Genomic DNA, 24,577 nt, shown 5'->3' with positions numbered 1-24,577 from the left:
GATCTCTCATCCCTTCGCGGGAGCGAGGCGCTCCAGCTCTGCCTCGGTCGACTTCAGCAGGTCGTTCCAGGACGCCTCGAACTTCTCGACGCCCTCGTCCTCCAGAAGCTGGACCACCTCGTCGTAGGAGATGCCGAGCTTCTCCAGGGCGTCCAGGTCGGCGCGGGCCTGTCCGTAGGTGCCCCGGACGGTGTCGCCGCGGATCTCGCCGTGCTCCTCGGTGGCCATCAGCGTGGCCTCCGGCATGGTGTTCACCGTGTTCGGCGCCACCAGCTCCTCGACGTACAGGGTGTCCCTGTACGCCTTGTCCTTCACCCCGGTCGACGCCCACAGCGGACGCTGCCGGTTCGCGCCCTCCCGCTCCAGCGCGCTCCACCGGTCGGAGGCGAAGACCTCCTCGTACGCCTGGTAGGCCAGACGCGCGTTGGCCACGCCCGCCTTGCCGCGCAGTGCCTTGGCCTCGTCGGTGCCGAGCGCGTCGAGACGCCGGTCGATCTCGGTGTCCACGCGGGAGACGAAGAACGACGCCACCGAGTGGATCTTCGACAGGTCCAGGCCCTTCGCGCGCGCCTTCTCCAGACCGCTGAGGTAGGCGTCCATGACCGCGCGGTAGCGCTCGATGGAGAAGATCAGCGTGACATTGACGCTGATGCCGCTCGCGATGGTCTCGGTGATCGCCGGCAGGCCCGCCTTGGTGGCCGGGATCTTGATGAGGGTGTTGGGACGGTCGACCAGCCAGGCCAGCTGGCGGGCCTCGGCGACCGTCGCCCTGGCGTTGTGGGCCAGACGCGGGTCGACCTCGATGGAGACCCGGCCGTCCTGGCCGTCGGTGGCGTCGAAGACGGGGCGCAGGATGTCGGCGGCGTCCCGGACGTCCGCCGTGGTGATCATGCGGATGGCCTCGTCGACGGTGACCCCGCGGGAGGCCAGATCGGAGAGCTGCTGCTCGTACCCGTCACCCTGCGAGATCGCCTTCTGGAAGATCGTCGGGTTGGTGGTGACGCCCACGACGTGCTGCTGGTCGATCAGCTCGGCGAGGTTGCCGGACGTGATCCGCTTGCGCGACAGGTCGTCCAGCCAGATCGCGACGCCTTCGTCGGAGAGGCGCTTGAGTGCGTCTGTCATGGAAAATGCATCTCCTACGTGTCGTGTGTGAGCGTCAGCGCTGGGCGGCGGCGAGAGATTCCCGGGCCTTCGCGACCACGTTCTCGGGGGTGAATCCGTACTCGCGGAAGAGCGTCTTGGCGTCGGCGGACGCACCGAAGTGCTCCAGGGAGACGATCCGGCCGGCGTCCCCCACGTACTTGTGCCAGGTGAGTCCGACACCCGCCTCGACGGCGACACGCGCCCGGACGGCCGGCGGCAGCACGCTGTCCCGGTACCCCTGATCCTGCTCCTCGAACCACTCCACGCACGGCATGGACACCACGCGTGTGGGGATGCCCTCGGCCTGCAGCTGCTTGCGCGCCTCGACCGCCACATGCACCTCGGAACCGGTGGCGATCAGGATGACCTGCGCGTCGCCGCCCTCGGCCTCGGCCATCACATAGCCGCCGCGCGCGGCCTCGTCGTTCGGCTCGTAGGTCGGCACGCCCTGACGGGTGAGCGCCAGACCGTGCGGGGTGCCCTTGCCGAACTCCTTGGTCCAGCGGCGCATGATCTCGCGCCAGGCGATCGCGGTCTCGTTGGCGTCGGCCGGACGGACGACGTTCAGCCCCGGGATGGCCCGCAGGCTCGCCAGGTGCTCGACCGGCTGGTGGGTCGGACCGTCCTCGCCCAGACCGATGGAGTCGTGCGTCCACACATACGTCACCGGAAGGTGCATCAGCGCGGACAGGCGCACCGCGTTGCGCATGTAGTCGGAGAACACCAGGAAGGTGCCGCCGTAGACACGGGTGTTGCCGTGCAGCGTGATGCCGTTCATCACCGCGGCCATCGCGTGCTCGCGGATGCCGAAGTGGATCGTGCGCCCGTACGGGTTCGCCTCCGGCAGCGGGTTGCCCTCGGGCAGGAACGACGACGTCTTGTCGATCGTCGTGTTGTTCGAGCCGGCCAGGTCCGCCGAGCCGCCCCACAGCTCCGGGATCACCTCGCCCATGGCCTGGAGCACCTTGCCGGAGGCCGCACGCGTGGCCACGCTCTTGCCCGCCTCGAACACCGGGATCTTCTCGTCCCAGCCGGAGGGCAGCTCCGCCCGGGCGATGCGGTCGTACTCGGCGGCCCGCTCGGGGTTGGCCTCGCGCCAGGCCTGGAAGGACTTCTCCCACTCCGCCCGGGCCCGCCGGCCGCGCTCCACCGCCTTGCGGGTGTGGCTGAGCACCTCGTCGGAGACGTCGAAGTGCTTCTCGGGGTCGAAGCCGAGGACCCGCTTGGTGGCCGCGACCTCCTCCTCGCCCAGCGCCGAGCCGTGCGCGGCCTCGGTGTTCTGCGCGTTCGGGGCCGGCCAGGCGATGATCGAGCGCATGGCGATGAAGGACGGCCGGTCGGTGACGGCCTTGGCCCGCTGGATCGCCTCGAAGACGGCGTGCGGGTCGAGGTCGCCGTTCGCCTTCGGCTCCACGCGCTGCACATGCCAGCCGTAGGCCTCGTACCGCTTGACCGTGTCCTCCGAGACGGCCGTCTCGGTGTCGCCCTCGATCGAGATGTGGTTGTCGTCCCACAGCAGGATCAGGTTGCCGAGCTTCTGGTGGCCGGCCAGCGAGGACGCCTCCGCGGCGATGCCCTCCTGCAGGCAGCCGTCCCCCGCGATGCAGTAGACGAAGTGGTCGAACGGGGATGCGCCGGCCGGTGCCTCCGGGTCGAACAGGCCGCGCTCGTAGCGGGCGGCCATCGCCATGCCCACCGCGTTGGCGACACCCTGGCCGAGCGGGCCGGTCGTGGTCTCCACGCCCTGGGTGTGCCCGTACTCCGGGTGGCCGGGCGTCTTGGAGCCCCACGTCCGGAAGGACTTCAGATCGTCCAGCTCCAGGCCGAAGCCGGCCAGGTACAGCTGGGTGTAGAGCGTGAGGGAGGAGTGGCCGGCGGACAGCACGAAACGGTCGCGCCCCACCCACTGCGGGTCGGACGGATCGTGGCGCATCACCTTCTGGAAGAGGGTGTAGGCGGCGGGCGCCAGGCTCATCGCCGTGCCGGGATGGCCGTTGCCGACCTTCTGTACGGCATCGGCGGCCAGGAGGCGCGCGGTGTCCACCGCGCGCTGGTCCAACTCGGTCCACTCGAGGTCTGTGGTGGTCGGCTTGGTACTCACCCTGGGTCAGGGCTCCTCTCCACAAGTCGGGTGCCGGTACGGCATGTGCACCGGCTGCCGGCATTCTGGGCGTCGGCGGGCCTTTGCCGAGCCTACCCTCGCGAGGACGTGCGTTTTTTCGCGTTGATGCAGACTTCCGGGACTGTTCACCATCCGCCTCCGGACCGGCTGGAACGGCACTCGGCAACTCAATACGCAGCCGTTCACCCGATCGCTCAATCGAGCCTTTCGGCGGACCGTCCCCACACGATCCCACCCCCGCGAATGTCCGGATCTGGGCAGCGTCTACAGTGGCGTGGTACGCGCGAGCCCCTGCCGTGGGTCCTCCGGGGCAGGGCTCGCTGGGATGTCTCTGTCAGGGGTGTGCGTGACGGCCGTCGAATCCCGTCCAGCGGGCGTGCTCGCTTCGAGCCGGAGCCCGAGCCACCGGCCGTTCGGGGCCCGGGTCAAGGCCTTCGTGGCGCTGACCAAGCCGCGGATCATCGAACTGCTCTTGATCACCACCGTTCCGGTGATGTTCCTGGCACAGCAGGGTGTGCCCGACCTGACGCTGGTGCTGCTCACCTGCATCGGCGGCTATCTGTCCGCGGGCGGCGCCAATGCGCTGAACATGTACATCGACCGGGACATCGACGCGCTCATGGACCGCACCTCGCAGCGGCCCCTGGTGACCGGCATGGTCAGCCCGCGCGAGTGCCTCGCCTTCGGGATCACCCTGGCGGTCGTCTCCACGCTGCTGTTCGGCCTCACCGTCAACTGGCTGTCGGCGTGGCTGGCGCTCGGAGCGCTGCTCTTCTACGTCGTCGTCTACACGATGATCCTCAAACGGCGTACGTCGCAGAACATCGTGTGGGGCGGTATCGCCGGCTGCATGCCGGTGCTGATCGGCTGGTCCTCGGTCACCAATTCGATGTCCTGGGCGCCGGTCGTTCTCTTCCTCGTCATGTTCTTCTGGACGCCGCCGCACTACTGGCCGCTGTCGATGAAGGTCCGGGAGGACTACGCGCGCGTGGGCGTGCCGATGCTGCCGGTCGTCGCCTCCAACAAGGTGGTCGCCCGGCAGATCGTGATCTACAGCTGGGCGATGGTGGCGATCTCGCTGCTGCTGACCCCGCTCGGCTACACCGGCTGGTTCTACACGGTGGTGGCGCTCGTGGTGGGCGGCTGGTGGCTGTGGGAGGCGCACGCCCTGCAGAACCGGGCCAAGGCCGGGGTGACGGGCGCGAAGCTGAAGGAGATGCGGCTGTTCCACTGGTCCATCACCTATGTCTCGCTGCTGTTCCTGGCGGTGGCGGTGGACCCGTTCCTGCGCTGACGTCCCGTACCGCTTTCGAGTGATGGTTTGAGCGATGGGCGGGGTGGGTGGCCCAGGCCACTCGCCCCGCCCGTCGCCGTTCGGTCTACTCGCCGGTAGCATCCTGTCCATGGCAGACACGCAGCAGGTTGACCCCCAGGCCGAGCGCAAGGCGACCCGCCTCGCCCGGCGGATCGGCTCCTTCGCCAAGGCCCACGGAGGTGCCGAGGGCCAGGTCGCGTACATCGGGCAGCGCGGCGCCCGCATCGTCCTCGTCGGCGAGGACGGCACCTGGGGCGACCTCGTGGCCCCCACCTACGCCATCGCGAAGGCGGCGGTGGAGAAGTCCGGGATCACCGTTCACGAGACGTTCGACGGCGAGTTCGCGGCCAAGGTGAGGACGGGCCCGTACGAGTGGACCCGTATGGCGGGCCTCCAGATCGGCGGCCCGAGGAACCGCTGAACCGGGCGCCCCGCCTCCAGGGCTCCCCGCACGTACAGCGGGGCCGCGCACCGCGCACAGGGCGGTACCGCGCACGAGCACGTACGGCTCGGGGCCTGTCCGGCGGGGTCGTGCCGGACAGGCCCCGAGCCGTGGCCTCGGACCCTGGGCAGGTCCTCGTCCCTCGTAGTCCCTCGTAGTCCCTCGTAGTCCCTCGTCCTCGTCGCTCAGGTCTTCGTCAGAGTGGGCTCGGCCGACGGGCCCGGCAGGCCGGCCGCCTCCGCGGGGCGTTCGCGCAGCGACAGCAGGACCAGCAGCACCCAGATCCACATCAGGCACGAGCCCAGCATGTGCAGGCCCACCAGGAGCTCGGGCAGGTTCAGGAAGGTCTGGGCATAGCCCAGGACGCCCTGGGCCAGCAGGATCAGGAACAGCTCACGGGTCCGGGCCAGCGGGCCCCTCGGCGCGTCGACGGCCTTGAGGAAGAACCACAGGGCGAACGTCAGCGTGACCACGACCCAGGCCAGCACGGCGTGCAGCCGGGCGACCGTCTGCCAGTCCACCGGGATACGGGGGACCTCACGGGAGTCGCCCGCGTGCGGCCCGGCGCCGGTCACCACCGTGCCCACCACGAGCAGCAGTCCGCTCGCGAGGACGAGGAACCACACCAGCTGCTGGATCGGCCTGCCGACCAGCGGGCGCGGTGCCGCGTCGCCCTCGCGGGCGCGCTGCCACATCACCGTGGCGAGCGCGATCAGGGCCGAGGAGAGCAGGAAGTGCCCGGCGACGGTGTACGGGTTCAGGCCGACGAGGACGACGATGCCGCCGAGCACCGCGTTGCCCATGACCACCCAGAACTGCGCCCAGCCCAGCCGGGTGAGACTGCGCCGCCACGGCTTGTGGGAGCGCGCGGCGACGATCGCCCAGCCGACGGCCGCGCACACCACGTACGTCAGCAGCCGGTTGCCGAACTCGATCACGCCGTGCAGCCCCATCTCGCTGGTGGTGGTCAGCGAGTCCGCGGTGCACTTGGGCCAGGTCGGGCAGCCGAGGCCCGAGCCGGTCAGACGGACGGCGCCACCGGTGACGACGATGACGACCTGCACGACGAGCGAGGCGAGGGCCGCCCGCTGGACGGTTCTCGGCCGCGGGGTCCAGCGTGCGGCGATGAAGGCGAGCGGGTTGCGCGCGACGGACACGGCGCCGGCGCGGGTCAGGTTCGACACGCCGTCCATCGTAGGCCGCCGCTTGTGCACGCTTTCACGAGGGTCCGTCACGCCCTGCTCCCTCTGCTCCCGGCTCTACTCCCAGCGGAAGAACTTCCCGGCGGCGGCGAGGCCCGCCACCGCCCATACGGCGAGGATCCCCAGGTCGCCCCAGGGCGTCCCGGCCCCGTGCTGGAGCACGTCCCGCAGTCCGCCGGACAGCGCCGAGATGGGCAGCAGGCCCAGCACGTCCTGCACGCCGGCCGGGAACTTCTCCAGCGGTACGACCACTCCGCCGCCGACCAGCAGCAGCAGGAAGACCAGATTGGCGGCGGCCAGGGTTGCCTCGGCCTTCAGCGTGCCCGCCATCAGCAGGCCCAGCCCGGAGAAGGCGGCCGTACCGAGGACCAGCAGCAGAAGCACGGCGAACGGACCGCCGTGCGGGGACCAGCCGAGTGCGAAGGCGATCACGGTCAGCAGCACGATCTGCAGGACCTCGGTGACCAGCACGGACACCGTCTTGGCGGTCATCAGCCCCCAGCGCGGCAGCGGCGAGGCGGCCAGCCGCTTGAGCACGCCGTAGCGCCGCTCGAAACCGGTCGCGATGGCCTGTCCGGTGAACGCCGTCGACATCACGGCCAGGGCGAGGACGCCGGGGGCGAGGAAGTCCACGGCCTTGTCCGCGCCGGTGTCCACGATGTCCACGGAGCTGAACAGCACCAGCAGCAGCGTGGGGATGACGACGGTCAGCAGCAGCTGCTCGCCGTTGCGCAGCAGCATTCTCGTCTCCAGCGCCGCCTGCGCCGCGATCATCCGGGGCAGCGGGGCCGCTCCGGGCTTCGGGGCGTACGTACCCGTACCGGTGGCGGGCGTCATGAGCGCAGCTCCTTGCCGGTCAGTTCCAGGAAGACGTCCTCCAGGGTGTGCCGCTCGACCGAGATCCGGTCCGGCATCACCCCGTGCTGCGCGCACCAGGACGTCACGGTCGCGAGCAGCTGCGGATCGACCGTGCCGACGACCCGGTAGGTGCCCGGGGCCGGCTCGGCGGCGGTGCAGCCGGAGGGCAGCGCCTTGAGCAGCGAGCCCATGTCGAGCCCGGGGCGGCCGGTGAAGCGCAGGGTGTTCTCGGCGCCGCCGCGGCACAGCTCCTCCGGGGAGCCCTGGGCGATGACCCGGCCCGCGTCGATGATGGCGACGTCGTCGGCGAGCTGCTCGGCCTCCTCCATGTAATGGGTGGTGAGGATCACGGACACGCCGTCCGCGCGCAGATCGCGCACGAGGTCCCAGGTGGCCCGGCGGGCCTGCGGGTCGAGTCCCGCGGTCGGCTCGTCCAGGAACACCAGCTCCGGCCGTCCGACGACGGCCATGGCCAGGGCCAGCCGCTGCTGCTGCCCGCCGGACAGCCGGCGGTAGGGGGTCCGTCCGCAGCTGCCGAGCCCGAGCCGTTCGATGAGGGCGTCCACGTCCAGCGGATGGGCGTGCAGCGCGGCGATGTGCCGCAGCATCTCGTCCGCCCGCGCCCCCGAGTACACCCCCCCGGACTGCAGCATCACGCCGATCCGGGGCCGCAGCTCGGCCGACTGCCCGACGGGGTCGAGGCCCAGGACGCGCACCGTGCCGGAGTCCGGCCGCCGGTACCCCTCGCAGATCTCGACCGTCGTCGTCTTGCCCGCGCCATTGGGGCCGAGGATGGCGGTCACACCCGCCTGGGCCACCAGGTCGAGGCCGTCCACCGCGGTCTTCGTGCCGTACCGCTTGACCAGAGCCTGCACCTGCACCACGGGCTCGCTTCGCATGGACCCAGAGTCTAGGGACGCGCCGTGTGTCCCCTGCGGGCGGGTGCGCGAAGTCCTTCTCCCCTCCTTCTCCCCTCCCTCCCCTTCCCCTCCCTCTCCGTGCCCGCTCCCTGCCCAGGGCGGTGCGACGGGTGCGGTGAACAGGGCCGGAGGCGTTCCCCGGGCGCCGTCCGAGGAATCGTTTCCGCAGGTCGGATTAGGTAACCCTAAGTGACGCAGTGCACGCCCGTCCGGCCCGACGTCGCTTGTCACCCCTCCAGGAATTACGCAACAATGGCGTTGTGAAAAAAGTCGGCGAGTCTCGGGAGTCCCCCGCCGGGGCCCCGCAGGAGGAGTTCGTGGCCGGGGAGCGCTCCACGCGTAACCGGGTCGCGCGGTCCATCCTGGACCACGGCCCGTCGACCGTCGCCGAGCTGGCCGGCCGGCTCGGGCTCACCCAGGCGGCCGTACGGCGCCACCTGGACGCCCTGGTCGCCGACGACGTGGTGGAAGCGCGCAAGCAGCGGGTCTACGGTGCGCGGACACGCGGCCGTCCCGCCAAGGTCTTCGCGCTCACCGACTGCGGCCGGGACGCCTTCGAACAGTCCTACGACAAGCTCGCCGTGGACGCGCTCCGCTGGATCGCCGAGCGGGAGGGCGGGCAGGCGGTCGCCGCCTTCGCCCGGGCCCGTGTGGCCGCGCAGGCGCACGCCTACCGCAAGGCCATCGAGGCAGCCGGTCCCGGCAAACGGACGGAAGCACTGGCGAAGGCCCTGAGCGCGGACGGGTACGCTGCTACGGCACGCAGCGCGCCCCTCCCGCACAAGGGTGAGCAGCTCTGCCAGCACCACTGCCCGGTGGTCCATGTCGCGGAGCAGTTCCCGCAGCTGTGCGAGGCGGAGACGGAGATCTTCGCCGAGCTGCTGGGGACGCACGTCCAGCGGCTGGCGACCATCGCGCACGGCGACGGCGTCTGCACGACGTTCATTCCCAAGCTGTCCCAGAACGACGACCGAAGCACCAACGCATCCGCAAGCACCGCCGGGAGGAACCCCGCATGACTCTCCCCACGGAGACTGCCCACCCCGAGCTCGAGGGCCTGGGCACGTACGAATACGGCTGGGCCGATCCCGACGAGGCGGGTGCCTCGGCCAGGCGCGGTCTCAACGAGGAGGTCGTCCGCGACATCTCGGCGAAGAAGTCCGAGCCGGAGTGGATGACCAAGCTGCGCCTGAAGGGCCTGCGGCTCTTCGAGAAGAAGCCCATGCCGAACTGGGGCTCGGACCTGTCGGGGATCGACTTCGACAACATCAAGTACTTCGTGCGCTCCACGGAGAAGCAGGCGCAGTCCTGGGAGGACCTGCCCGAGGACATCAGGAACACCTACGACAAGCTGGGCATCCCCGAGGCCGAGAAGAAGCGCCTCGTCGCCGGTGTCGCGGCCCAGTACGAGTCGGAGGTCGTCTACCACCAGATCCGCGAGGACCTGGAGGCGCAGGGCGTCATCTTCCTCGACACCGACACCGCGCTGAAGGAGCACCCGGACCTCTTCAAGGAGTACTTCGGCACCGTCGTCCCGGTCGGTGACAACAAGTTCGCCTCTCTGAACACCGCCGTGTGGTCCGGAGGCTCCTTCATCTACGTCCCGCCGGGCGTCCACGTGGAGATCCCGCTCCAGGCCTACTTCCGCATCAACACCGAGAACATGGGCCAGTTCGAGCGGACCCTGATCATCGTCGACGAGGGTGCCTACGTGCACTACGTCGAGGGCTGCACCGCCCCGATCTACAAGAGCGACTCCCTGCACAGCGCGGTCGTCGAGATCATCGTCAAGAAGAACGCCCGCTGCCGGTACACGACCATCCAGAACTGGTCGAACAACGTCTACAACCTGGTCACCAAGCGCGCCGTGGCCTACGAGGGCGCGACCATGGAGTGGATCGACGGCAACATCGGCTCCAAGGTGACGATGAAGTACCCGGCCGTCTACCTGATGGGCGAGCACGCCAAGGGCGAGACCCTCTCCATCGCCTTCGCGGGCGAGGGGCAGCACCAGGACGCCGGTTCCAAGATGGTCCACATGGCGCCGAACACCTCGTCCAACATCGTGTCGAAGTCCGTGGCGCGCGGCGGCGGCCGTACCTCGTACCGCGGTCTGGTCGAGATCGCCGAGGGCGCGGCCGGCTCCAAGTCGAACGTGCTGTGCGACGCGCTGCTCGTCGACACCGTCTCCCGGTCGGACACCTACCCCTACGTCGACGTCCGCGAGGACGACGTGTCCATGGGCCACGAGGCCACGGTCTCCAAGGTCTCCGAGGACCAGCTCTTCTACCTGATGAGCCGCGGTCTGAGCGAGGACGAGGCGATGGCGATGATCGTGCGCGGCTTCGTCGAGCCGATCGCCAAGGAACTGCCCATGGAGTACGCGCTGGAGCTCAACCGGCTGATCGAGCTGCAGATGGAGGGCGCGGTCGGCTGAGCACCGACCCGGGCCGGAGGCGACTCCGGCCCGCCGCCTCCGTCAAGCCCCCTACCCGAACGGAAAGCGAGCATTACGACAGCCATGGCCGAGGCTCAGAACTCTCCCGCCCCCGACGCCGCTCGGGCGGGAGGCCCCCCACCGGTGGGCTCCGCGACCACCGGCGCGATCGCGGTGGCCGCCGAGTCGACCGTCGCCACCCGCATGAGCGCGCCGCCCTCCTACGACGTGGCGGACTTCCCGGTCCCGCACGGCCGTGAGGAGGAATGGCGCTTCACACCGCTGGAGCGGCTGCGCGGGCTGCACGACGGCACCGCGGTCGCCACCGGCGAGGGCGTGAAGGTGGACATCCAGGCCCCCGAGGGCGTCACCGTGGAGACCGTCGGCCGCGACGACGCGCGGGTCGGCAGGGCGGGAACCCCGGTGGACCGTGTCGCCGCCCAGGCCTACTCCTCCTTCGAGAAGGCCTCGGTCGTGACCGTCCCGAAGGAGACCGTCCTGACCGAGCCGATCCGCATCACGGTGCACGGTGAGGGCGGGGTCGCCTACGGCCACCAGGTGGTGGAACTCGGTGCCTTCGCCGAGGCCGTCGTCGTCATCGACCACACCGGTGACGCGGTGCTCGCCGCCAACGTCGACTACATCCTGGGCGACGGCGCCAAGCTGACCGTCGTCTCCGTCCAGGACTGGGACGAGAAGGCGGTCCACGCCGGCCAGCACAACGCGCTGATCGGCCGGGACGCCACCTTCAAGTCCTTCCTGATCACCTTCGGCGGCGACCTCGTGCGGCTGCACCCGCGCGTCACCTACGCCGGCACCGGCGGCGAGGCCGAGCTGTACGGCCTGTACTTCACCGACGCCGGCCAGCACCAGGAGCACCGTCTCTTCGTCGACCACAACACCCCGCACTGCAAGTCCAACGTCCTGTACAAGGGCGCGCTCCAGGGCGAGGGCGCGCACGCGGTGTGGATCGGCGACGTGCTGATCGAGGCCGCGGCCGAGGGCACCGACACCTACGAGATGAACCGCAACCTGGTGCTCACCGACGGCGCCCGGGTCGACTCCGTGCCGAACCTGGAGATCGAGACCGGTGAGATCGTCGGCGCCGGGCATGCCTCCGCCACCGGCCGCTTCGACGACGAGCAGCTCTTCTACCTGATGGCCCGCGGCATCCCGGAGAAGGAGGCCCGCCGTCTGGTGGTCCGCGGCTTCTTCGCCGAGCTGGTCCAGCAGATCGGCGTCACGGACCTGGAGGAGCGTCTGATCGCCAAGATCGATGAGGAGCTGGAGGCGGCGGTCGCATGAGCGGCACCTTCGTACGTGTCTGCGGACTGGACGAGCTGGAGGAGGACACCCCGAAGCGGGTGGAGCTCGACGGCACCCCGGTCTCGATCGTGAAGACCGAGGGGGAGGTGTTCGCCATCCACGACATCTGCTCGCACGCGAACGTCTCGCTCTCCGAGGGCGAGGTCGACGACTGCCACATCGAGTGCTGGCTGCACGGCTCGCGCTTCGACCTCCGCTCCGGCAAGCCCGACACGCTCCCCGCGACGCGTCCCGTCCCCGTGTACCCCGTAAAGATCGAAGGGGACGACGTTCTCGTCTCCCTCACCCAGGAGTCCTGAGACACCCATGGCAACGCTTGAAATCCGAGACCTGCACGTCACCGTCGAGGCCGACAACGCCACGAAGGAGATCCTCAAGGGCGTCGACCTCACCGTGAAGCAGGGCGAGACGCACGCCATCATGGGCCCCAACGGCTCGGGCAAGTCGACCCTCGCCTACGCCCTTGCCGGCCACCCCAAGTACACCGTCTCGAGCGGTACGGTCACCCTGGACGGCGAGAACGTCCTGGAGATGGCCGTCGACGAGCGTGCGCGTGCGGGCCTGTTCCTGGCCATGCAGTACCCGGTCGAGGTCCCCGGCGTCTCGGTCTCCAACTTCCTGCGCACCTCCGCCACCGCGATCCGCGGCGAGGCCCCCAAGCTGCGCCACTGGGTGAAGGAGGTCAAGGAGGCCATGGAGCGTCTCCACATGGACCCCTCCTTCGCCGAGCGCAACGTCAACGAGGGCTTCTCCGGCGGTGAGAAGAAGCGCCACGAGATCCTTCAGCTGGAGCTGCTCAAGCCGAAGATCGCGATCCTCGACGAGACGGACTCCGGTCTGGACGTCGACGCCCTGCGCGTCGTCTCCGAGGGCGTCAACCGGGTGCGTGAGTCCGGCAACGTCGGCACCCTGCTGATCACCCACTACACGCGTATCCTGCGCTACATCAAGCCGGACCACGTCCATGTCTTCGCCGACGGCCGCATCGTCGAGTCCGGCGGTGCCGAGCTCGCGGACAAGCTGGAGAACGAGGGCTACGAGGCATATGTGAAGGGCGGCGCATCAGCGTGACACAGCTGCCGAGCCTCCTCGACACCGAGGCGCTCCGCAAGGACTTCCCCATCCTGGACCGGACGGTCCACGACGGCAGGAAGCTCGTGTACCTGGACAACGCGGCGACCTCGCAGACGCCGCGCCAGGTGCTCGACGTGCTCTCCGAGTACTACGAACAGCACAACGCCAACGTCCACCGCGGTGTGCATGTGCTCGCCGAGGAGGCCACGGCGCTGTACGAGGGGGCGCGCGACAAGGTCGCCGCGTTCATCAACGCGCCCAGCCGTGACGAGGTGATCTTCACCAAGAATGCCTCGGAGTCGCTCAACCTCGTGGCGAACATGCTGGGCTGGGCCGACGAGCCCTACCGTGTGGACCACGAGACCGAGATCGTCATCACGGAGATGGAGCACCACTCCAACATCGTGCCGTGGCAGCTGCTGGCGCAGCGCACGGGCGCGAAGCTGAAGTGGTTCGGCCTGACCGACGACGGCCGTCTGGACCTGTCGGACATCGACGAGATCATCACGGAGAGGACGAAGGTCGTCTCCTTCGTGCTGGTGTCCAACATCCTCGGCACCGTCAACCCGGTCGAGACGATAGTCCGCCGGGCGCAGGAGGTCGGCGCCCTGGTCTGCATCGACGCCTCGCAGGCCGCTCCGCACATGCCGCTGGACGTGCAGGCCCTCCAGGCCGACTTCGTGGCCTTCACCGGCCACAAGATGTGCGGCCCGACCGGCATCGGTGTGCTCTGGGGCCGTCAGGAGCTCCTGGAGGACCTGCCTCCGTTCCTCGGCGGCGGCGAGATGATCGAGACGGTGTCGATGCACTCGTCGACGTACGCCCCCGCCCCGCACAAGTTCGAGGCGGGCACCCCGCCGATCGCGCAGGCGGTCGGACTGGGGGCTGCGATCGACTACCTGAACTCGATCGGGATGGACAGGATCCTCGCCCATGAGCACGCGCTCACCGAGTACGCGGTGAAGCGGCTGATGGAGATCCCCGACCTCAGGATCATCGGCCCGACCACGGCCGAGGACCGCGGGGCCGCCATCTCCTTCACCCTCGGGGACATCCACCCGCACGACGTGGGCCAGGTCCTCGACGAACAGGGCATCGCGGTACGCGTGGGCCATCACTGCGCGCGGCCCGTCTGCCTGCGGTACGGAATCCCCGCGACCACGCGAGCGTCCTTCTATCTGTACTCCACCCCGGCCGAGGTCGACGCGCTGGTCGAGGGGCTGGAGTACGTACGGAACTTCTTCGGATGAGGGGCTGACGCGTGAAGCTGGACTCGATGTACCAGGAAGTCATCCTGGACCACTACAAGAACCCGCACGGACGTGGTCTGCGGGACGGCGACGCCGAAGTGCACCATGTGAACCCGACGTGCGGGGACGAGATCACGCTTCGCGTGAAGTACGACGGCACCACGATCCAGGACGTCTCGTACGAGGGACAGGGCTGTTCCATCAGCCAGGCCTCGGCCTCCGTACTGAACGAACTCCTCGTCGGCAAGGAGCTGGCCGAAGCGCTGAAGATCCAGGAGACCTTCCTGGAGCTGATGCAGTCCAAGGGCAGGGTCGAACCCGACGACGCGATGGAGGACATCCTGCAGGACGCGGTGGCGTTCGCCGGGGTGTCCAAGTATCCGGCCCGGGTCAAGTGCGCCCTGCTGAGCTGGATGGCCTGGAAGGACGCGACGGCCCAGGCGCTGGACGGCGCCGACGCCGAAAGGAAGACGGCATGAGCGAGACCGTGGAGACGAAGCCCGCCTCGGAGGAGGAGGTCCGGGAGGCCCTGATGGACGTCGTCGACCCCGAACTGGGCATCGACGTCGTCAACCTGGGGCTGGTCTACGGCATCCACGTCGACGAGTCGAACGTCGCGACCGTCGACATGACCCTGACGTCGGCGGCCTGCCCGCTGACGGACGTCATCGAGGACCAGGCCAAGTCCGCCACGGACGGCCTCGTCAGCGAGCTGCGCATCAACTGGGTCTGGATGCCGCCGTGGGGCCCGGACAAGATCACGGACGAAGGACGTGAGCAGCTGCGGGCGCTGGGCTTCAACGTCTGAGATCCAACAGACGCGCACGCACACGGCAAGCGGCGAGGTCCCCTCGGGCCTCGCCGCTTGCCGTGTGCGGTGGGCACCGCCGATATGTACGCCCGTACACAACGGCGGATACGCTCGTCGCATGGGATATCTGATGCTCGCCGGGGCCATCGCCGCCGAAGTCGCGGCCACGACCGCCATGAAGTACAGCGACGGTTTCAGCAGACTCGGACCCTCGGTGGTGACACTTCTCGGCTATGTGCTCTCCTTCTGGCTGCTCGCCCAGACCCTGCGGACGGTGGCCATCGGCACGGCCTACGCGATCTGGTCCGGCGTCGGCACCGCGGCCGTCGCCGCACTCGGGCTGGTGCTGTTCGGGGAGGGCCTGAACCTCGCCAAGGTCACCGGGATCCTGCTGATCATCGGCGGGGTGGTGGTCCTGAACCTGGGCGGAGCCCACTGATGGCCCGGCGCTACGACCCCGAGCGGCGGCAGCGGATCATCGACGCGGCGATCCGTGTCGTGGGCACCAAGGGCCTGGCCGGGCTGAGCCACCGCAGCGTGGCCGCGGAGGCGGATGTGCCGCTGGGCTCCACGACGTACCACTTCAGCACGCTGGACGAGCTGATGGTCGCGGCGCTCAGGCAGCTCAACGAGGGCTTCGCCACGATGATCGCGGCATGCGGCGGCCTGGACGACCCGCGCACCGACCTCGCGGAGGAACTCGCCGGCTGGATGGGGGAGTGGCTGTCCGGCGACCGCACCGGTGTCGAGCTGGAGTACGAGCTGTACCTCGCCGCCCTGCGCCGCCCCGCACTGCGTCCCGTGGCCGCCGAGTGGGCCGAGGAGCTGGCGTCCCTGCTCTCCCGCCGCACCGACCCGGTGACGGCCCGTGCGCTGGTGGCACTGATGGACGGCATCTGTCTGCAGGTGCTCCTGACCGGCACACCGTACGACGAGACCTGGGCCCGCGAGATCCTGCGGCGTGTGATCCCGCGGTCCACGGACGCCTGAGGCGGTGGTGTACGGCCGGCCGGTGCGGTGGTGCGCAACCGCCGGTGCGGCGGTGCGCGAGGACCTGGCCCAGGTGTCCCGGCCGGCCCTCGCGCACCGCCGCGGACCGGCACCTGAGACACCCGCCCACCGGTTCGCCCGGCCCGGCTTCCTCGCGTTAGGTTGCCCTCATGACCGACACGACTGCTTCCCGCTCCACCGGCGCCGTGGCCGCCGGTCTTGCCACGATCGCTTCCGACGGCACCGTTCTCGACACCTGGTTCCCCGCACCCGAGCTGACGGCCGAGCCCGGTCCGGCCGGGACCGAGCGGCTGTCCCCCGAGCGGGCCGCGGAACTGCTCGGCGCCGGCGCGACCGCGGCGATCGGGCCGGACGCCCGCCGGGGTGTCGAGGTGGTGGCGGTCCGTACGGTCATCGCCTCGCTCGACGAGAAGCCGATCGACGCGCACGACGTCTACCTGCGTCTGCACCTGCTCTCCCACCGGCTGGTCAAGCCGCACGGACTGAACCTGGACGGCATCTTCGGCCTCCTCGCCAATGTCGCCTGGACCTCGCTCGGCCCGGTCCCCGTGGACGACATCGAGAAGGTGCGGCTCAACGCCCGCGCCGAGGGCCTGCACCTGCAGGTGACCTCGATCGACAAGTTCCCGCGCATGACGGACTACGTCGTCCCCAAGGGCGTGCGCATCGCCGACGCCGACCGTGTCCGCCTCGGCGCGCACCTCGCCGAGGGCACCACCGTGATGCACGAGGGCTTCGTCAACTTCAACGCCGGCACCCTGGGCACCTCCATGATCGAGGGCCGTATCTCCGCCGGTGTCGTGGTCGGCGACGGCTCGGACATCGGCGGCGGCGCCTCCACCATGGGCACGCTCTCCGGCGGCGGCAATGTGATCATCTCCATCGGTGAGCGCTGCCTGGTCGGTGCCGAGGCGGGCGTGGGCATCGCGCTCGGCGACGAGTGCGTGGTCGAGGCCGGCCTCTACCTCACCGCGGGCACCCGTGTGACCATGCCCGACGGCCAGGTCGTCAAGGCCCGCGAGCTCTCCGGCGCCTCCAACATCCTCTTCCGCCGCAACTCGGTCACCGGCACGGTCGAGGCCCTTCCCAACAACGCGGTCTGGGGCGGCCTGAACGAGATCCTGCACAGCCACAACTGACAGGGCGGAACAGGACAGAGGAACAGAGCGGAAGAACGGAACAGGACGAAGAGACAAGGCGGGGCGCCCTGAAGAGGGCGCCCCGCCGCGTCCTGTCCGCCGCCGCTGCAAGGACGGCTCCGCCACCAGCCGTTCATAGGCCGCCCGCAGAGCCGCCACCGTCTCCGCGGACGCGGGCCGCAGGGGTGCGCGGACCGGGCCCGCGGGCAGGCCCAGGGCGTTCAGCAGGCCCTTCACGGTGACCGTGCCGGGCAGACCGGCGGACATCGTCCGTGCGATGAGGTCGGTCGCCCGCTGCTGCAGACGAGCGGCCCGTGCCGTGTCACCGGCGTCGAACGCGTCCAGGAGGGAGCGGAGCCGGCGCGGGACGAGGTTCGCGACCGTGCTCACACAGCCCGCGCCGCCCACCGCGTACAGGGCGAGGATGTGCTCGTCGCAGCCCGCGTAGTACGCCAACTCGGTACGGGCCAGGACCCTCTGGGTGCCGAGGAAGTCGTAGGAGCAGTCCTTGACCGCCACGATCCGGGGATGGCCGGCCAGCCGCAGCATCGTCTCCGGCTCGATGCGGGTGCCGGTGCGGCCGGGGATGTCGTACAGCATCACCGGCAGCCCGCAGGCGTCCGCGACCGTGCGGAAGTGCTCCTTCACGGCGTCCTGCGGCGGTCTGCTGTAGTACGGCGTCACCACCAGCACCCCGTCCGCGCCCGCCTTCTCCGCCTCCAGCGCCAGTTCCACGGTGTGCCGGGTGTCGGCGGTGCCCACGCCCGCGACGATCGAGGCCCGCTCCCCGACCGCCTCCCGCACGGCCCGCACCAGCGCCGCCTTCTCGGCGTCCGTCGTGGTCGGCGATTCGCCGGTCGTGCCGTTGAGCACCAGCCCGTCGCATCCCTCGGCGACCAGCCGTTCGGCGAGCCGCTGGGCACCGTCCAGGTCGAGGGCGCCCGACGCGGTGAAGGGCGTGATCATGGCGCACAGGAGGCGGCCGAAGGGCGGGGCGGAGGAAGGGCCGGAAGACGGGCCGGAGGAGGAAGCGGAAGAGGGAGCAGGGAGAGCGGGGGAGGAGCCGGAAGTGGTCGCTGCGGTTGTCACGGGGGCAGTCTCGGCGGCCCGTACCGTACAGCTCCACTTAATTCTTCTACCGATGAATGGTAAGCGTTTCTTTCCTGCGGTGAGGGGTGCCGCGCCGGGCCCCGCGCCCGAACTCGTCGCGGAGGCCGCCCTGTTGCGGGCGGGACCCGACGGGTTCCGGGTTCGGCCGGCCCGCCCCGGCGAGCGCGGACCCGGCGGCGCGGGCAGGGGATAACGGCACCGGCAGAGGGGTACCCGGGTGTTCCGTACCGAGAGGAGGCGGGACACCGTGACCGGGACGATCGATGCGAGGCCCGCGAGCGACCGGCGCCGCACGGTGCGCGGCCACCCTGCGGGCGAGCGCCCGGTGGGCGAACTCGTTCACCAGGCCACCGAACAGCTTTCTCAGCTCGTCCGGCAGGAGATGGCCCTTGCCAAGGTGGAGCTGACCCAGAAGGGGCGCCGTATGGGGCGCGGCGGCGGGCTGCTGGGCGCGGCGGGAGCCATCGGCTACGTCGGGCTGATCGCGCTGGCCGGCACGGGCGTCGCGGCCCTCTCGCTGGCGCTGCCCGTATGGGCCGCGGCGCTCGTCGTGACAGTCGTGCTGTTCGCGATCGCGGGCGTGCTGGCCCTGGCCGGGCGCGCCCAGCTGCGCCACGCCGCACCCCCCAGGCCCGAGGTGACGCTCGGCAGCGTCAAGGCGGATGTCGAGGAGATCAAGGAAAGGGCGCACCACCGATGACGGACAGGACACAGGGGACGGACGGCGGGACGGCCCCGGCCGCCGGCGCGAAAGGCCCCGACGAGCTGCGGCAGCAGATCGAGGAGACCAGGAGCCGGCTCGGCGACACCGTCGAGGAGCTGGCCGCGAAGGCCGATGTGAAGGGCCGCGCCAAGGCCCGTGCGGCCGACTTGAGGGACAAGGCCGGCGCGATGACGGTCCAGCTGCGCAGCACCGCCGTGCAGGCCGGGCACCGGGTCCAGGAGAAGGTGAGCCATGCCGGTCACCAGGTGCAGGAGAGGGTGAGCCACGCCGGTCACCAGGCGCAGGAGAGGGTGAGCCATGCCGGTCACCAGGCGCAGGAGAGGGCGTCGCGGGCCGGGCACACGGTCCAGGACACGGCGAGCCGGGCCGGGCACAGCGCCCCCGTGAGCAGGGTGAACAGCGTCGTCCAGGCGTGCCGCAGCCATCCGCGCCCGCTGATGATCGCGCTGGCGGCGGGTGCGGCGCTGGTGGCGGCCGGGCTCCTGTTCCGGCGCAGCCGGGACTGCTGAGGCCGCGCATCCGGCGGCATCGGCCGAAGGCCGCCCCCACCGCGAGAGGTGGGGGCGGCCTTCGGCGTCCGGACCCTGAACCGAAAAGCAAAACGGTCTGGACAAAAAAAGTTTTCGGTGAGATGGTGGAGCCATGCTCGACGTCACCGTGATCGAGGACCCCGAGGCAGCGGCTGTCTCCCTGGACCCCGTGCGGGCCCGGCTGCTCGCCGAGCTGGCGGCCGGCCCCGCGTCGGCGGCCATGCTGGCCGGCAAGGTCGGCCTGCCCCGGCAGAAGGTGAACTACCACCTCAAGGCGCTGGAGCGGCACGGTCTGGTCGAACTGGCCGGTGAGCGGCGCAAGGGCAATGTCACCGAGCGGCTGATGCGCGCGACCGCCGCGTCGTACGTGATCTCGCCGCTCGCCCTGGCCTCCGTGCAGCCGGACCCGGACCGCTTCCGCGACCAGCTCTCCGCACGCTGGCTGCTCGCCCTCGGCGCCCGGCTGGTGCGCGACGTCGGCTCGCTGATCACCGGCGCGGCCAAGGCGCGCAAGCGGCTGGCGACCTACGCGCTGGACGGCGAGGTCCGTTTCGCCTCGGCCGCCGACCGGGCCGCGTTCATCCAGGAGCTCACGGCCGGCGTCAGCGCGCTGATCCGCAAGTACGACGCACCCGGTGCCGAGGGCGGCCGGGACCACCGGATCGTGGTGGCCGTCCACCCCACGGTCAAGGACCCGGACGGGGCGACCGCCCCGCAGCTCGACGCACCCTGAACCATCCACACCCGGCAGGAGCCCGCCATGGCTGAGGAAACCGTGCAGACAACAGCGAAGGAAGCCGAGAAGGAGTCGGGGAGGGAATTCGAGATCGTCCGCGAGTTCGAGGTCGGTGCCACGCCCGAGGAGGTGTGGGCGGCGATCACGACCGGCACCGGAGGCTATCTGTGGCCGGCGCCCCCGCCCGAGCCCCGGGTGGGCGGCGCGGGCCCCTTCGGATCCACGGTCACCGCCTGGGACCCGCCGCACCGCTACACCAACCGCAACGAGAACACCGGTCGGCCGGCCCAGCCGCTCAACCAGCTCGACTACACCATCGAACCGCGCGACGGCGGCCGCCGTGCCTGGGTGCGCTATGTGCACAGCGGGATCTTCACCGACAACTGGGACAACCAGTACGACGGCGCGAACAGGCACACCGACTTCTACCTGCACACCCTGCGCGAGTATCTGGCGCACTTCGCGCCCCGCCCGGTGGCCTTCACCACGCTGAACGGCCCCGAGGAGTCCACCGCCTCCGACGCCTTCGCCGCCGTCGGACGGGCCCTCGGGCTCACCGGGGAGACGGCCGTGGGCGCGCGGGTGACCGTCCGGGGCCCGAGGGAGTTCGAGGCCGTGCTCGACTACCGCGACCCGTACTTCATCGGGCTGCGCACCGACGACGCCCTCATCCGCTTCTTCGGCCGCAACCACTGGGGCGCCCCGGTCGGCATCAGCGTCCACGACTTCGCACCGGACGCGGACGCCAAGGAGACCGAGACCGCCTGGCAGGACTGGCTGAACGGAGTGTTCTGCCCGTCCTGAGGACACGCCTTCTGAGGACACGCCTTCCGAGGACACGCCCCGAGGGCACGGGCGTACCGGCCCCCGGTGAGGAATCCCGGGGCCGGCCCGAGGCGCGGATCGGAAACGGATCAGGAGCGCATCAGGAGCGGATCAGGGACGGAAGCGCAGCACCTGCGGGTCGTGGTCGCTGATCTGGTCGTGGAACTCCGCGTTGATGTGCACGCTGTCGTACGCGAAGCCGTGGCCGCGCCGGATCGACGGGCTGATCAGGATCTGGTCCAGCACCTGTGCGTTGCCCTGGTGGATGTAGGTGTAACGCTCGCTCCGGGGCAGCGACTTGATCGCCGACCACAGGACACCGCCGTCCTCGAGGATCTTCGTCGTCCCGGAGAACTCGAAGTCGTTCAGATCGCCGAGCGCGATGACGCGCGCGTTCTTCTCCGCCTTCAGCACGTCCTTGACGAAGGAGTTCACCTCGGCCGCCTGGAGGTGGCGCTGGACCTCCGAGCCGCGCGCCGGCGGCTGGTACTGGGAGGTCAGGCTCTGGTCGCCGCCCTTGGAGGCGAAGTGATTGGCGATCACGATGACGGTACGGCCGCGGAAGACGAACTCGCCGACCAGGGGCTTGCGGCTGGACGTCCAGGCCTCACTGGCCGGGTTGATCCGCCCGGGGGAGACGGTCAGGGCCGCCTTGCCGCGCACCCTGGTGACGCCGACGGCGGTGGTCGCGTCGCCGCCCGGGCGGTCGGTGAAGGAGACCCGCTGGGGGTTGAACAGGAACACCTGGCGGATGTTGCCGCCCGGCTCGCCGCCGTCCTGCTTGTCGGCCGGGTCGACCGCGCGCCAGTCGTAGCGCGGGCCGCCCGCCGCGACGATCGCGTCGATCAGCCGGGTGACCGTCGCGCTCGCGTCCACGGTGCCGTCGTCGACGGCACCGTTGTTGTCCTGGATCTCCTCCAGGCACACGATGTCGGGCGAGCGCAGATGGCGTACGATCGCGGCGGCGTGCGCGTCGAAGGTGGTGTCGGACGGGTCGAGGTTCTCGACGTTGTAGGTGGCCACCGCCAGTTCGCCGGGGGACTGCCTGCGGGTCGTCTCGCGCCGCAGTCCGCCGCTCTTGAGCGTGCCCAGCCGGTGGGCGACGAGCGTGTAGCCGCCGTACTGGTTGTAGTCCAGCGGGCCGGTGGTGGGGCCGGCGAGGACGTCGCCGACGTTCGCCGACGGGAAGTCCGCGAGCGGGCCCAGGGACTCGATCTTCACACGGCCGGTGTTGGGGGAAGCGTAGGAGCCGTAGACCGTACCGCCGCGGCGGTTGCGGTTCTCGTGCGGCTTCACCGTGACCCACAGCTCACCGTACGGGGTGGTGGCGTTGACCACACGGGCGTCGGCGACTTGGACGTTCATGCCCTCCAGGGACTCGTAGCGGTCCAGGGCGTACACCGACGGCCGCAGGGGCAGGGCGTTGATCGAGCCGTTGGCGGCGGGATCGCCGGCCGGGGCGTACGCGGCGGGCACCGACCTGGCGTCGAGCACGACCGGGGCCGGGACCGGGTTGCCGCTGGAGACGACGGTGACGGCCGGCTTGGTGATCTCGGTGACCGACTGGTTGCCGGAGGAGGTGCCGCCCGGGACGAACTCCGAGACCGTGCCGGTGACGGTGACGGCGTCACCGACGGCGACCTGCGGCGTGGAGCCGGTGAAGACGAAGACGCCCTCGCTGGTGGCCGGGTCGTCGTCCGGGTGCGGATCCTGCATCCAGAAGCCTCTGGAGGATCCGTAGGTGCGCACGCCGGTGACGATTCCGGCCACATCCGTGACCTGCCGGCCGGCGTACGGGGAGATCCGGGTGGTGCCCTGGATGTCGTGGATGCGCACGGGGTCCGCGTGCGCGGGAGTGGTGAGGACGGCCGGCTGGGCGGCCACCGCGGAACAGACGACGGCGGCGGCCAGCGCGGCGAGACGCGCGGAAGACTTGCTCGGCAACGTGAATCCCTCCGGGGACGTGCGGGAGCGCCGGGACGAGGGTGGTGCGTGGAACGGGAGCCGCGTCCGGTGGGCGGAGGCGACGCGCAGAGATCGCGGACGTCGAAGAAACCGCCCGCTTGTTTCTACGCGCGTCAATTTCCTGTGGGGCAAGGCCACTTGTCAAGCTTTCGGCCATGGACGGCCGGTGAAGAGCAGATGAATTGGGCGGCATCGGTGGAAATCCGTCTAGGCTGAGCAGCTGAGTCGTACGGCCGTGCACGCCCACGAGGAGAAGCCGCTGATGCCAGACAGGTCCCCGCTCCCACCGGTTCGGCTCGCCCCCGAACCGGAGTTGGCCCGGGACGCGCTCGCCACCCCGCTGCTGTCGCGCGCCGCGCGTCTCGCCCGCTGGGCCGGAGCCGGGACACGGGTCGACGCCGACGGGCAGTTGACCGAGGAGCAGCTGGCCGCCGCGGCCGGGGTGCTCGGCCTGGCCGGCGACGACGCGGCGGCCCGGACGAGGGAGGCATGGCGGGTCGCCGTGGACACCGGGCTCGTCGGGATCACCGACGCCGGGGACGGCACCGCCCGGGCCGGTGACGGCCTGCGCCGGCTGACCGGCGGCTCACCGCACGACGTGCTCACGGTGTGGCTGACCGCGCTGGAGACCGTGCTGGAGGACACGAACGTGCCCGGCGCCGGGACGGGGTTCCTCGACGGGGCGCTGGCCGGCCTCTATGTGCTCACCGTCGGCGAGGACGGACCCGGCAGCGGTCCGGTGCCGCTGCCCGTGCTCGCCGCCTCCGTGATCGCGCCCGGCGGTATGAGGGAGCCCACCGACGACATGCTGCGGCAGGTCTCCGAGGCGATGGTGCGGCTGGACGCGCGGTTCCGGCGGCTGGAGCCGGCCGGGCTCGTCGAATACCGGCCGCTGGACGAGAAGGTGATGACGGACGCCGAGGAGGAGCCGCCGGCGTCGGCTGACAAGGTCGATGTGACCCGCTACGGCATGGTGCGGCCGACCCCGCTCGGACTGTACGGGCTGCGTGCCCGGCTGCTGAAGGCCGGTCATGAGGCCCCGGTGATCGGCGACCTCGTGGACAAGGGCGCCGACGCGCTGCTCGACGGCACCGCCGCGTTTCCTCCGGCCGCCGCCCACGCCGAGACCGAGCAGTGGCTCGTCCGCCGTGAACCTCTTGTCGCCGCAAGGGAGTTGCTCGCCGCCTCCCGTGGTACGGACCCGGGTGCGCCGCTGCGCCGACTGCGCTGCCAGCAGGCCTTGTCCCTGGTCGGCGCGGAGGCCGAACCGGCGCTCAGGGATGTGCTCGACGACGCCGAACTGGGCGGACTGGCCCGGGTCTGGCTGACCGAGCGCGGCCTGGACGACGTACCGGCGCCCTCCCAGGAGATGATCTTCTGGCTGACCATCGACACCATGGCCGCGCAACTGGCGGCCGAGGGCGACTCCGAGGAACTGCACGCCCTCGTCAAGAACCTCGCCGAGCAGCACAGCGGCTTCTTCACGGAGGCCTGGCGGGTGCACCACCCGCAGACCGCGGACGTGCTGGAGGCGATGGGCCGGCTCCACCCCGACAAGAAGATCGCGAAGGAAGCCCGCAAGGCGGCGTTCAAGGCCCGCTCGGCGCACGTGGGTTGAACTCGCGGCCCGCACG

Annotated in this window: 24 protein-coding genes and 1 pseudogene; 18 read left to right on the top strand and 7 right to left on the bottom strand. The window is 70.4% G+C overall.

The annotated features are described in order from the left end of the window. Positions 1–6 precede the first annotated feature (6 nt). Positions 7–1,125, bottom strand: coding sequence for a transaldolase (gene tal, locus ABD224_RS03335; RefSeq protein WP_344046543.1), 1,119 nt, complete (start codon positions 1,123–1,125; stop codon positions 7–9). Positions 1,126–1,159: 34 nt separating this feature from the next. Beyond that, positions 1,160–3,247, bottom strand: a complete 2,088-nt coding sequence (gene tkt / locus ABD224_RS03330) for a transketolase (protein ID WP_344046541.1) — start codon at positions 3,245–3,247, stop codon at positions 1,160–1,162. Positions 3,248–3,608: 361 nt separating this feature from the next. Between tkt and ABD224_RS03325 the strand changes: the two genes are divergently transcribed. Together ABD224_RS03325 and ABD224_RS03320 are read left to right on the top strand one after the other, a co-directional pair. Then, positions 3,609–4,562 carry a heme o synthase gene (locus tag ABD224_RS03325; protein WP_344046729.1) on the top strand — a complete coding sequence of 318 codons (954 nt, stop codon included), beginning with the start codon at positions 3,609–3,611 and terminating at the stop codon, positions 4,560–4,562. 109 nt (positions 4,563–4,671) lie between these two features. Further along, entirely contained in the window at positions 4,672–5,004 is a 333-nt protein-coding gene (locus tag ABD224_RS03320) for a hypothetical protein (protein WP_344046539.1), read from the top strand. A 206-nt stretch (positions 5,005–5,210) separates the two neighbouring features. Here the strand turns inward: ABD224_RS03320 and ABD224_RS03315 are convergent, their stop codons facing one another. From ABD224_RS03315 to ABD224_RS03305, 3 genes are all read right to left on the bottom strand, one after another. Then, positions 5,211–6,218, bottom strand: coding sequence for a COX15/CtaA family protein (locus ABD224_RS03315; protein WP_344046727.1), 1,008 nt, complete (start codon positions 6,216–6,218; stop codon positions 5,211–5,213). 66 nt (positions 6,219–6,284) lie between these two features. Then, positions 6,285–7,064 carry an ABC transporter permease gene (locus tag ABD224_RS03310; RefSeq protein ID WP_344046537.1) on the bottom strand — a complete coding sequence of 260 codons (780 nt, stop codon included), beginning with the start codon at positions 7,062–7,064 and terminating at the stop codon, positions 6,285–6,287. Then, complete coding sequence (locus tag ABD224_RS03305; RefSeq protein ID WP_344046535.1) at positions 7,061–7,984, bottom strand: ABC transporter ATP-binding protein; 924 nt, start codon at positions 7,982–7,984, stop codon at positions 7,061–7,063. Before ABD224_RS03305 ends, ABD224_RS03310 begins: the two co-directional genes overlap by 4 nt. A 281-nt stretch (positions 7,985–8,265) precedes the next feature. Between ABD224_RS03305 and ABD224_RS03300 the strand changes: the two genes are divergently transcribed. The 11 genes from ABD224_RS03300 (at position 8,266) to dapD (ending at position 17,053) form a co-directional block, all read left to right on the top strand. Further along, positions 8,266–9,024 carry a helix-turn-helix transcriptional regulator gene (locus ABD224_RS03300; protein WP_344046533.1) on the top strand — a complete coding sequence of 253 codons (759 nt, stop codon included), beginning with the start codon at positions 8,266–8,268 and terminating at the stop codon, positions 9,022–9,024. After that, positions 9,021–10,442, top strand: coding sequence for a Fe-S cluster assembly protein SufB (gene sufB / locus ABD224_RS03295; protein WP_344046531.1), 1,422 nt, complete (start codon positions 9,021–9,023; stop codon positions 10,440–10,442). The genes ABD224_RS03300 and sufB overlap by 4 nt, the downstream gene beginning before the upstream one ends. 84 nt (positions 10,443–10,526) lie before the next feature. Further along, positions 10,527–11,747, top strand: coding sequence for a Fe-S cluster assembly protein SufD (gene sufD / locus ABD224_RS03290; protein WP_344046529.1), 1,221 nt, complete (start codon positions 10,527–10,529; stop codon positions 11,745–11,747). Further along, entirely contained in the window at positions 11,744–12,067 is a 324-nt protein-coding gene (locus tag ABD224_RS03285; protein ID WP_344046527.1) for a non-heme iron oxygenase ferredoxin subunit, read from the top strand. The genes sufD and ABD224_RS03285 overlap by 4 nt, the downstream gene beginning before the upstream one ends. A gap of 7 nt (positions 12,068–12,074) precedes the next feature. Beyond that, positions 12,075–12,839 carry a Fe-S cluster assembly ATPase SufC gene (gene sufC, locus ABD224_RS03280; protein ID WP_344046525.1) on the top strand — a complete coding sequence of 255 codons (765 nt, stop codon included), beginning with the start codon at positions 12,075–12,077 and terminating at the stop codon, positions 12,837–12,839. Beyond that, the gene (locus tag ABD224_RS03275) at positions 12,836–14,092 is read left to right on the top strand and encodes a cysteine desulfurase (protein ID WP_344046523.1); all 1,257 of its coding nucleotides are present in this window, start codon (positions 12,836–12,838) and stop codon (positions 14,090–14,092) included. The genes sufC and ABD224_RS03275 overlap by 4 nt, the downstream gene beginning before the upstream one ends. Before the next feature lie 11 nt (positions 14,093–14,103). After that, on the top strand, positions 14,104–14,571 hold the full coding sequence (gene sufU, locus ABD224_RS03270) for a Fe-S cluster assembly sulfur transfer protein SufU (RefSeq protein ID WP_344046521.1): 468 nt from the start codon (positions 14,104–14,106) through the stop codon (positions 14,569–14,571). Beyond that, entirely contained in the window at positions 14,568–14,900 is a 333-nt protein-coding gene (locus tag ABD224_RS03265; protein ID WP_067390502.1) for a metal-sulfur cluster assembly factor, read from the top strand. Before sufU ends, ABD224_RS03265 begins: the two co-directional genes overlap by 4 nt. 121 nt (positions 14,901–15,021) lie before the next feature. Next, the gene (locus ABD224_RS03260) at positions 15,022–15,342 is read left to right on the top strand and encodes a DMT family transporter (protein WP_344046516.1); all 321 of its coding nucleotides are present in this window, start codon (positions 15,022–15,024) and stop codon (positions 15,340–15,342) included. Further along, the gene (locus ABD224_RS03255) at positions 15,342–15,893 is read left to right on the top strand and encodes a TetR/AcrR family transcriptional regulator (protein WP_344046514.1); all 552 of its coding nucleotides are present in this window, start codon (positions 15,342–15,344) and stop codon (positions 15,891–15,893) included. Before ABD224_RS03260 ends, ABD224_RS03255 begins: the two co-directional genes overlap by 1 nt. Positions 15,894–16,063: 170 nt before the next feature. Next, positions 16,064–17,053 carry a 2,3,4,5-tetrahydropyridine-2,6-dicarboxylate N-succinyltransferase gene (dapD, locus tag ABD224_RS03250; protein ID WP_344046512.1) on the top strand — a complete coding sequence of 330 codons (990 nt, stop codon included), beginning with the start codon at positions 16,064–16,066 and terminating at the stop codon, positions 17,051–17,053. 120 nt (positions 17,054–17,173) lie between these two features. On the opposite strand, the pseudogene dapA reads toward dapD, so the two are convergent. Further along, a pseudogene (gene dapA, locus ABD224_RS03245) lies at positions 17,174–18,019 on the bottom strand (4-hydroxy-tetrahydrodipicolinate synthase); the annotation flags it as partial. A 391-nt stretch (positions 18,020–18,410) separates the two neighbouring features. On the opposite strand from dapA, the gene ABD224_RS03240 reads away from it, so the two are divergent. From ABD224_RS03240 to ABD224_RS03225, 4 genes are all read left to right on the top strand, one after another. After that, positions 18,411–18,863, top strand: a complete 453-nt coding sequence (locus tag ABD224_RS03240) for a phage holin family protein (protein ID WP_425580906.1) — start codon at positions 18,411–18,413, stop codon at positions 18,861–18,863. Further along, positions 18,860–19,396 (top strand): DUF3618 domain-containing protein, encoded by a 537-nt coding sequence (locus tag ABD224_RS03235; protein WP_344046510.1) that lies wholly within the window; start codon positions 18,860–18,862, stop codon positions 19,394–19,396. The genes ABD224_RS03240 and ABD224_RS03235 overlap by 4 nt, the downstream gene beginning before the upstream one ends. Positions 19,397–19,529: 133 nt before the next feature. Then, on the top strand, positions 19,530–20,150 hold the full coding sequence (locus ABD224_RS03230) for an ArsR/SmtB family transcription factor (RefSeq protein WP_344046508.1): 621 nt from the start codon (positions 19,530–19,532) through the stop codon (positions 20,148–20,150). A 27-nt stretch (positions 20,151–20,177) separates the two neighbouring features. After that, positions 20,178–20,957 (top strand): SRPBCC family protein, encoded by a 780-nt coding sequence (locus ABD224_RS03225; RefSeq protein WP_344046506.1) that lies wholly within the window; start codon positions 20,178–20,180, stop codon positions 20,955–20,957. Positions 20,958–21,089: 132 nt separating this feature from the next. On the opposite strand, the gene ABD224_RS03220 is transcribed toward ABD224_RS03225, so the two are convergent. Beyond that, on the bottom strand, positions 21,090–22,922 hold the full coding sequence (locus tag ABD224_RS03220; RefSeq protein ID WP_344046504.1) for an endonuclease/exonuclease/phosphatase family protein: 1,833 nt from the start codon (positions 22,920–22,922) through the stop codon (positions 21,090–21,092). A gap of 283 nt (positions 22,923–23,205) precedes the next feature. Here ABD224_RS03220 and ABD224_RS03215 point away from each other — a divergent pair, with 283 nt between their 5' ends. Further along, complete coding sequence (locus ABD224_RS03215) at positions 23,206–24,561, top strand: hypothetical protein (protein WP_344046502.1); 1,356 nt, start codon at positions 23,206–23,208, stop codon at positions 24,559–24,561. Positions 24,562–24,577: the final 16 nt, after the last annotated feature.

This window comes from Streptomyces thermoalcalitolerans (assembly GCF_039525155.1).
Taxonomy (GTDB): domain Bacteria; phylum Actinomycetota; class Actinomycetes; order Streptomycetales; family Streptomycetaceae; genus Streptomyces; species Streptomyces thermovulgaris.
The sequence above is the reverse complement of the archived record's forward strand: the minus strand, read 5'-3'. Positions and strand labels throughout refer to the sequence as shown.

What these genes read in the sequence shown, in the direction of transcription:
- ABD224_RS03235 (WP_344046510.1), top strand. Translation starts at nt 18,860, where the DNA reads ATGACGGACAGGACACAGGGGACGGACGGCGGGACGGCCCCGGCCGCC.
- ABD224_RS03265 (WP_067390502.1), top strand. Translation starts at nt 14,568, where the DNA reads ATGAGCGAGACCGTGGAGACGAAGCCCGCCTCGGAGGAGGAGGTCCGG.
- ABD224_RS03230 (WP_344046508.1), top strand. Translation starts at nt 19,530, where the DNA reads ATGCTCGACGTCACCGTGATCGAGGACCCCGAGGCAGCGGCTGTCTCC.
- ABD224_RS03285 (WP_344046527.1), top strand. Translation starts at nt 11,744, where the DNA reads ATGAGCGGCACCTTCGTACGTGTCTGCGGACTGGACGAGCTGGAGGAG.
- dapD (WP_344046512.1), top strand. Translation starts at nt 16,064, where the DNA reads ATGACCGACACGACTGCTTCCCGCTCCACCGGCGCCGTGGCCGCCGGT.
- sufD (WP_344046529.1), top strand. Translation starts at nt 10,527, where the DNA reads ATGGCCGAGGCTCAGAACTCTCCCGCCCCCGACGCCGCTCGGGCGGGA.
- sufC (WP_344046525.1), top strand. Translation starts at nt 12,075, where the DNA reads ATGGCAACGCTTGAAATCCGAGACCTGCACGTCACCGTCGAGGCCGAC.
- ABD224_RS03260 (WP_344046516.1), top strand. Translation starts at nt 15,022, where the DNA reads ATGGGATATCTGATGCTCGCCGGGGCCATCGCCGCCGAAGTCGCGGCC.
- ABD224_RS03255 (WP_344046514.1), top strand. Translation starts at nt 15,342, where the DNA reads ATGGCCCGGCGCTACGACCCCGAGCGGCGGCAGCGGATCATCGACGCG.
- ABD224_RS03215 (WP_344046502.1), top strand. Translation starts at nt 23,206, where the DNA reads ATGCCAGACAGGTCCCCGCTCCCACCGGTTCGGCTCGCCCCCGAACCG.
- ABD224_RS03225 (WP_344046506.1), top strand. Translation starts at nt 20,178, where the DNA reads ATGGCTGAGGAAACCGTGCAGACAACAGCGAAGGAAGCCGAGAAGGAG.
- ABD224_RS03305 (WP_344046535.1), bottom strand. Translation starts at nt 7,984, where the DNA reads ATGCGAAGCGAGCCCGTGGTGCAGGTGCAGGCTCTGGTCAAGCGGTAC.
- ABD224_RS03320 (WP_344046539.1), top strand. Translation starts at nt 4,672, where the DNA reads ATGGCAGACACGCAGCAGGTTGACCCCCAGGCCGAGCGCAAGGCGACC.
- sufB (WP_344046531.1), top strand. Translation starts at nt 9,021, where the DNA reads ATGACTCTCCCCACGGAGACTGCCCACCCCGAGCTCGAGGGCCTGGGC.
- tal (WP_344046543.1), bottom strand. Translation starts at nt 1,125, where the DNA reads ATGACAGACGCACTCAAGCGCCTCTCCGACGAAGGCGTCGCGATCTGG.
- ABD224_RS03315 (WP_344046727.1), bottom strand. Translation starts at nt 6,218, where the DNA reads ATGGACGGCGTGTCGAACCTGACCCGCGCCGGCGCCGTGTCCGTCGCG.
- ABD224_RS03310 (WP_344046537.1), bottom strand. Translation starts at nt 7,064, where the DNA reads ATGACGCCCGCCACCGGTACGGGTACGTACGCCCCGAAGCCCGGAGCG.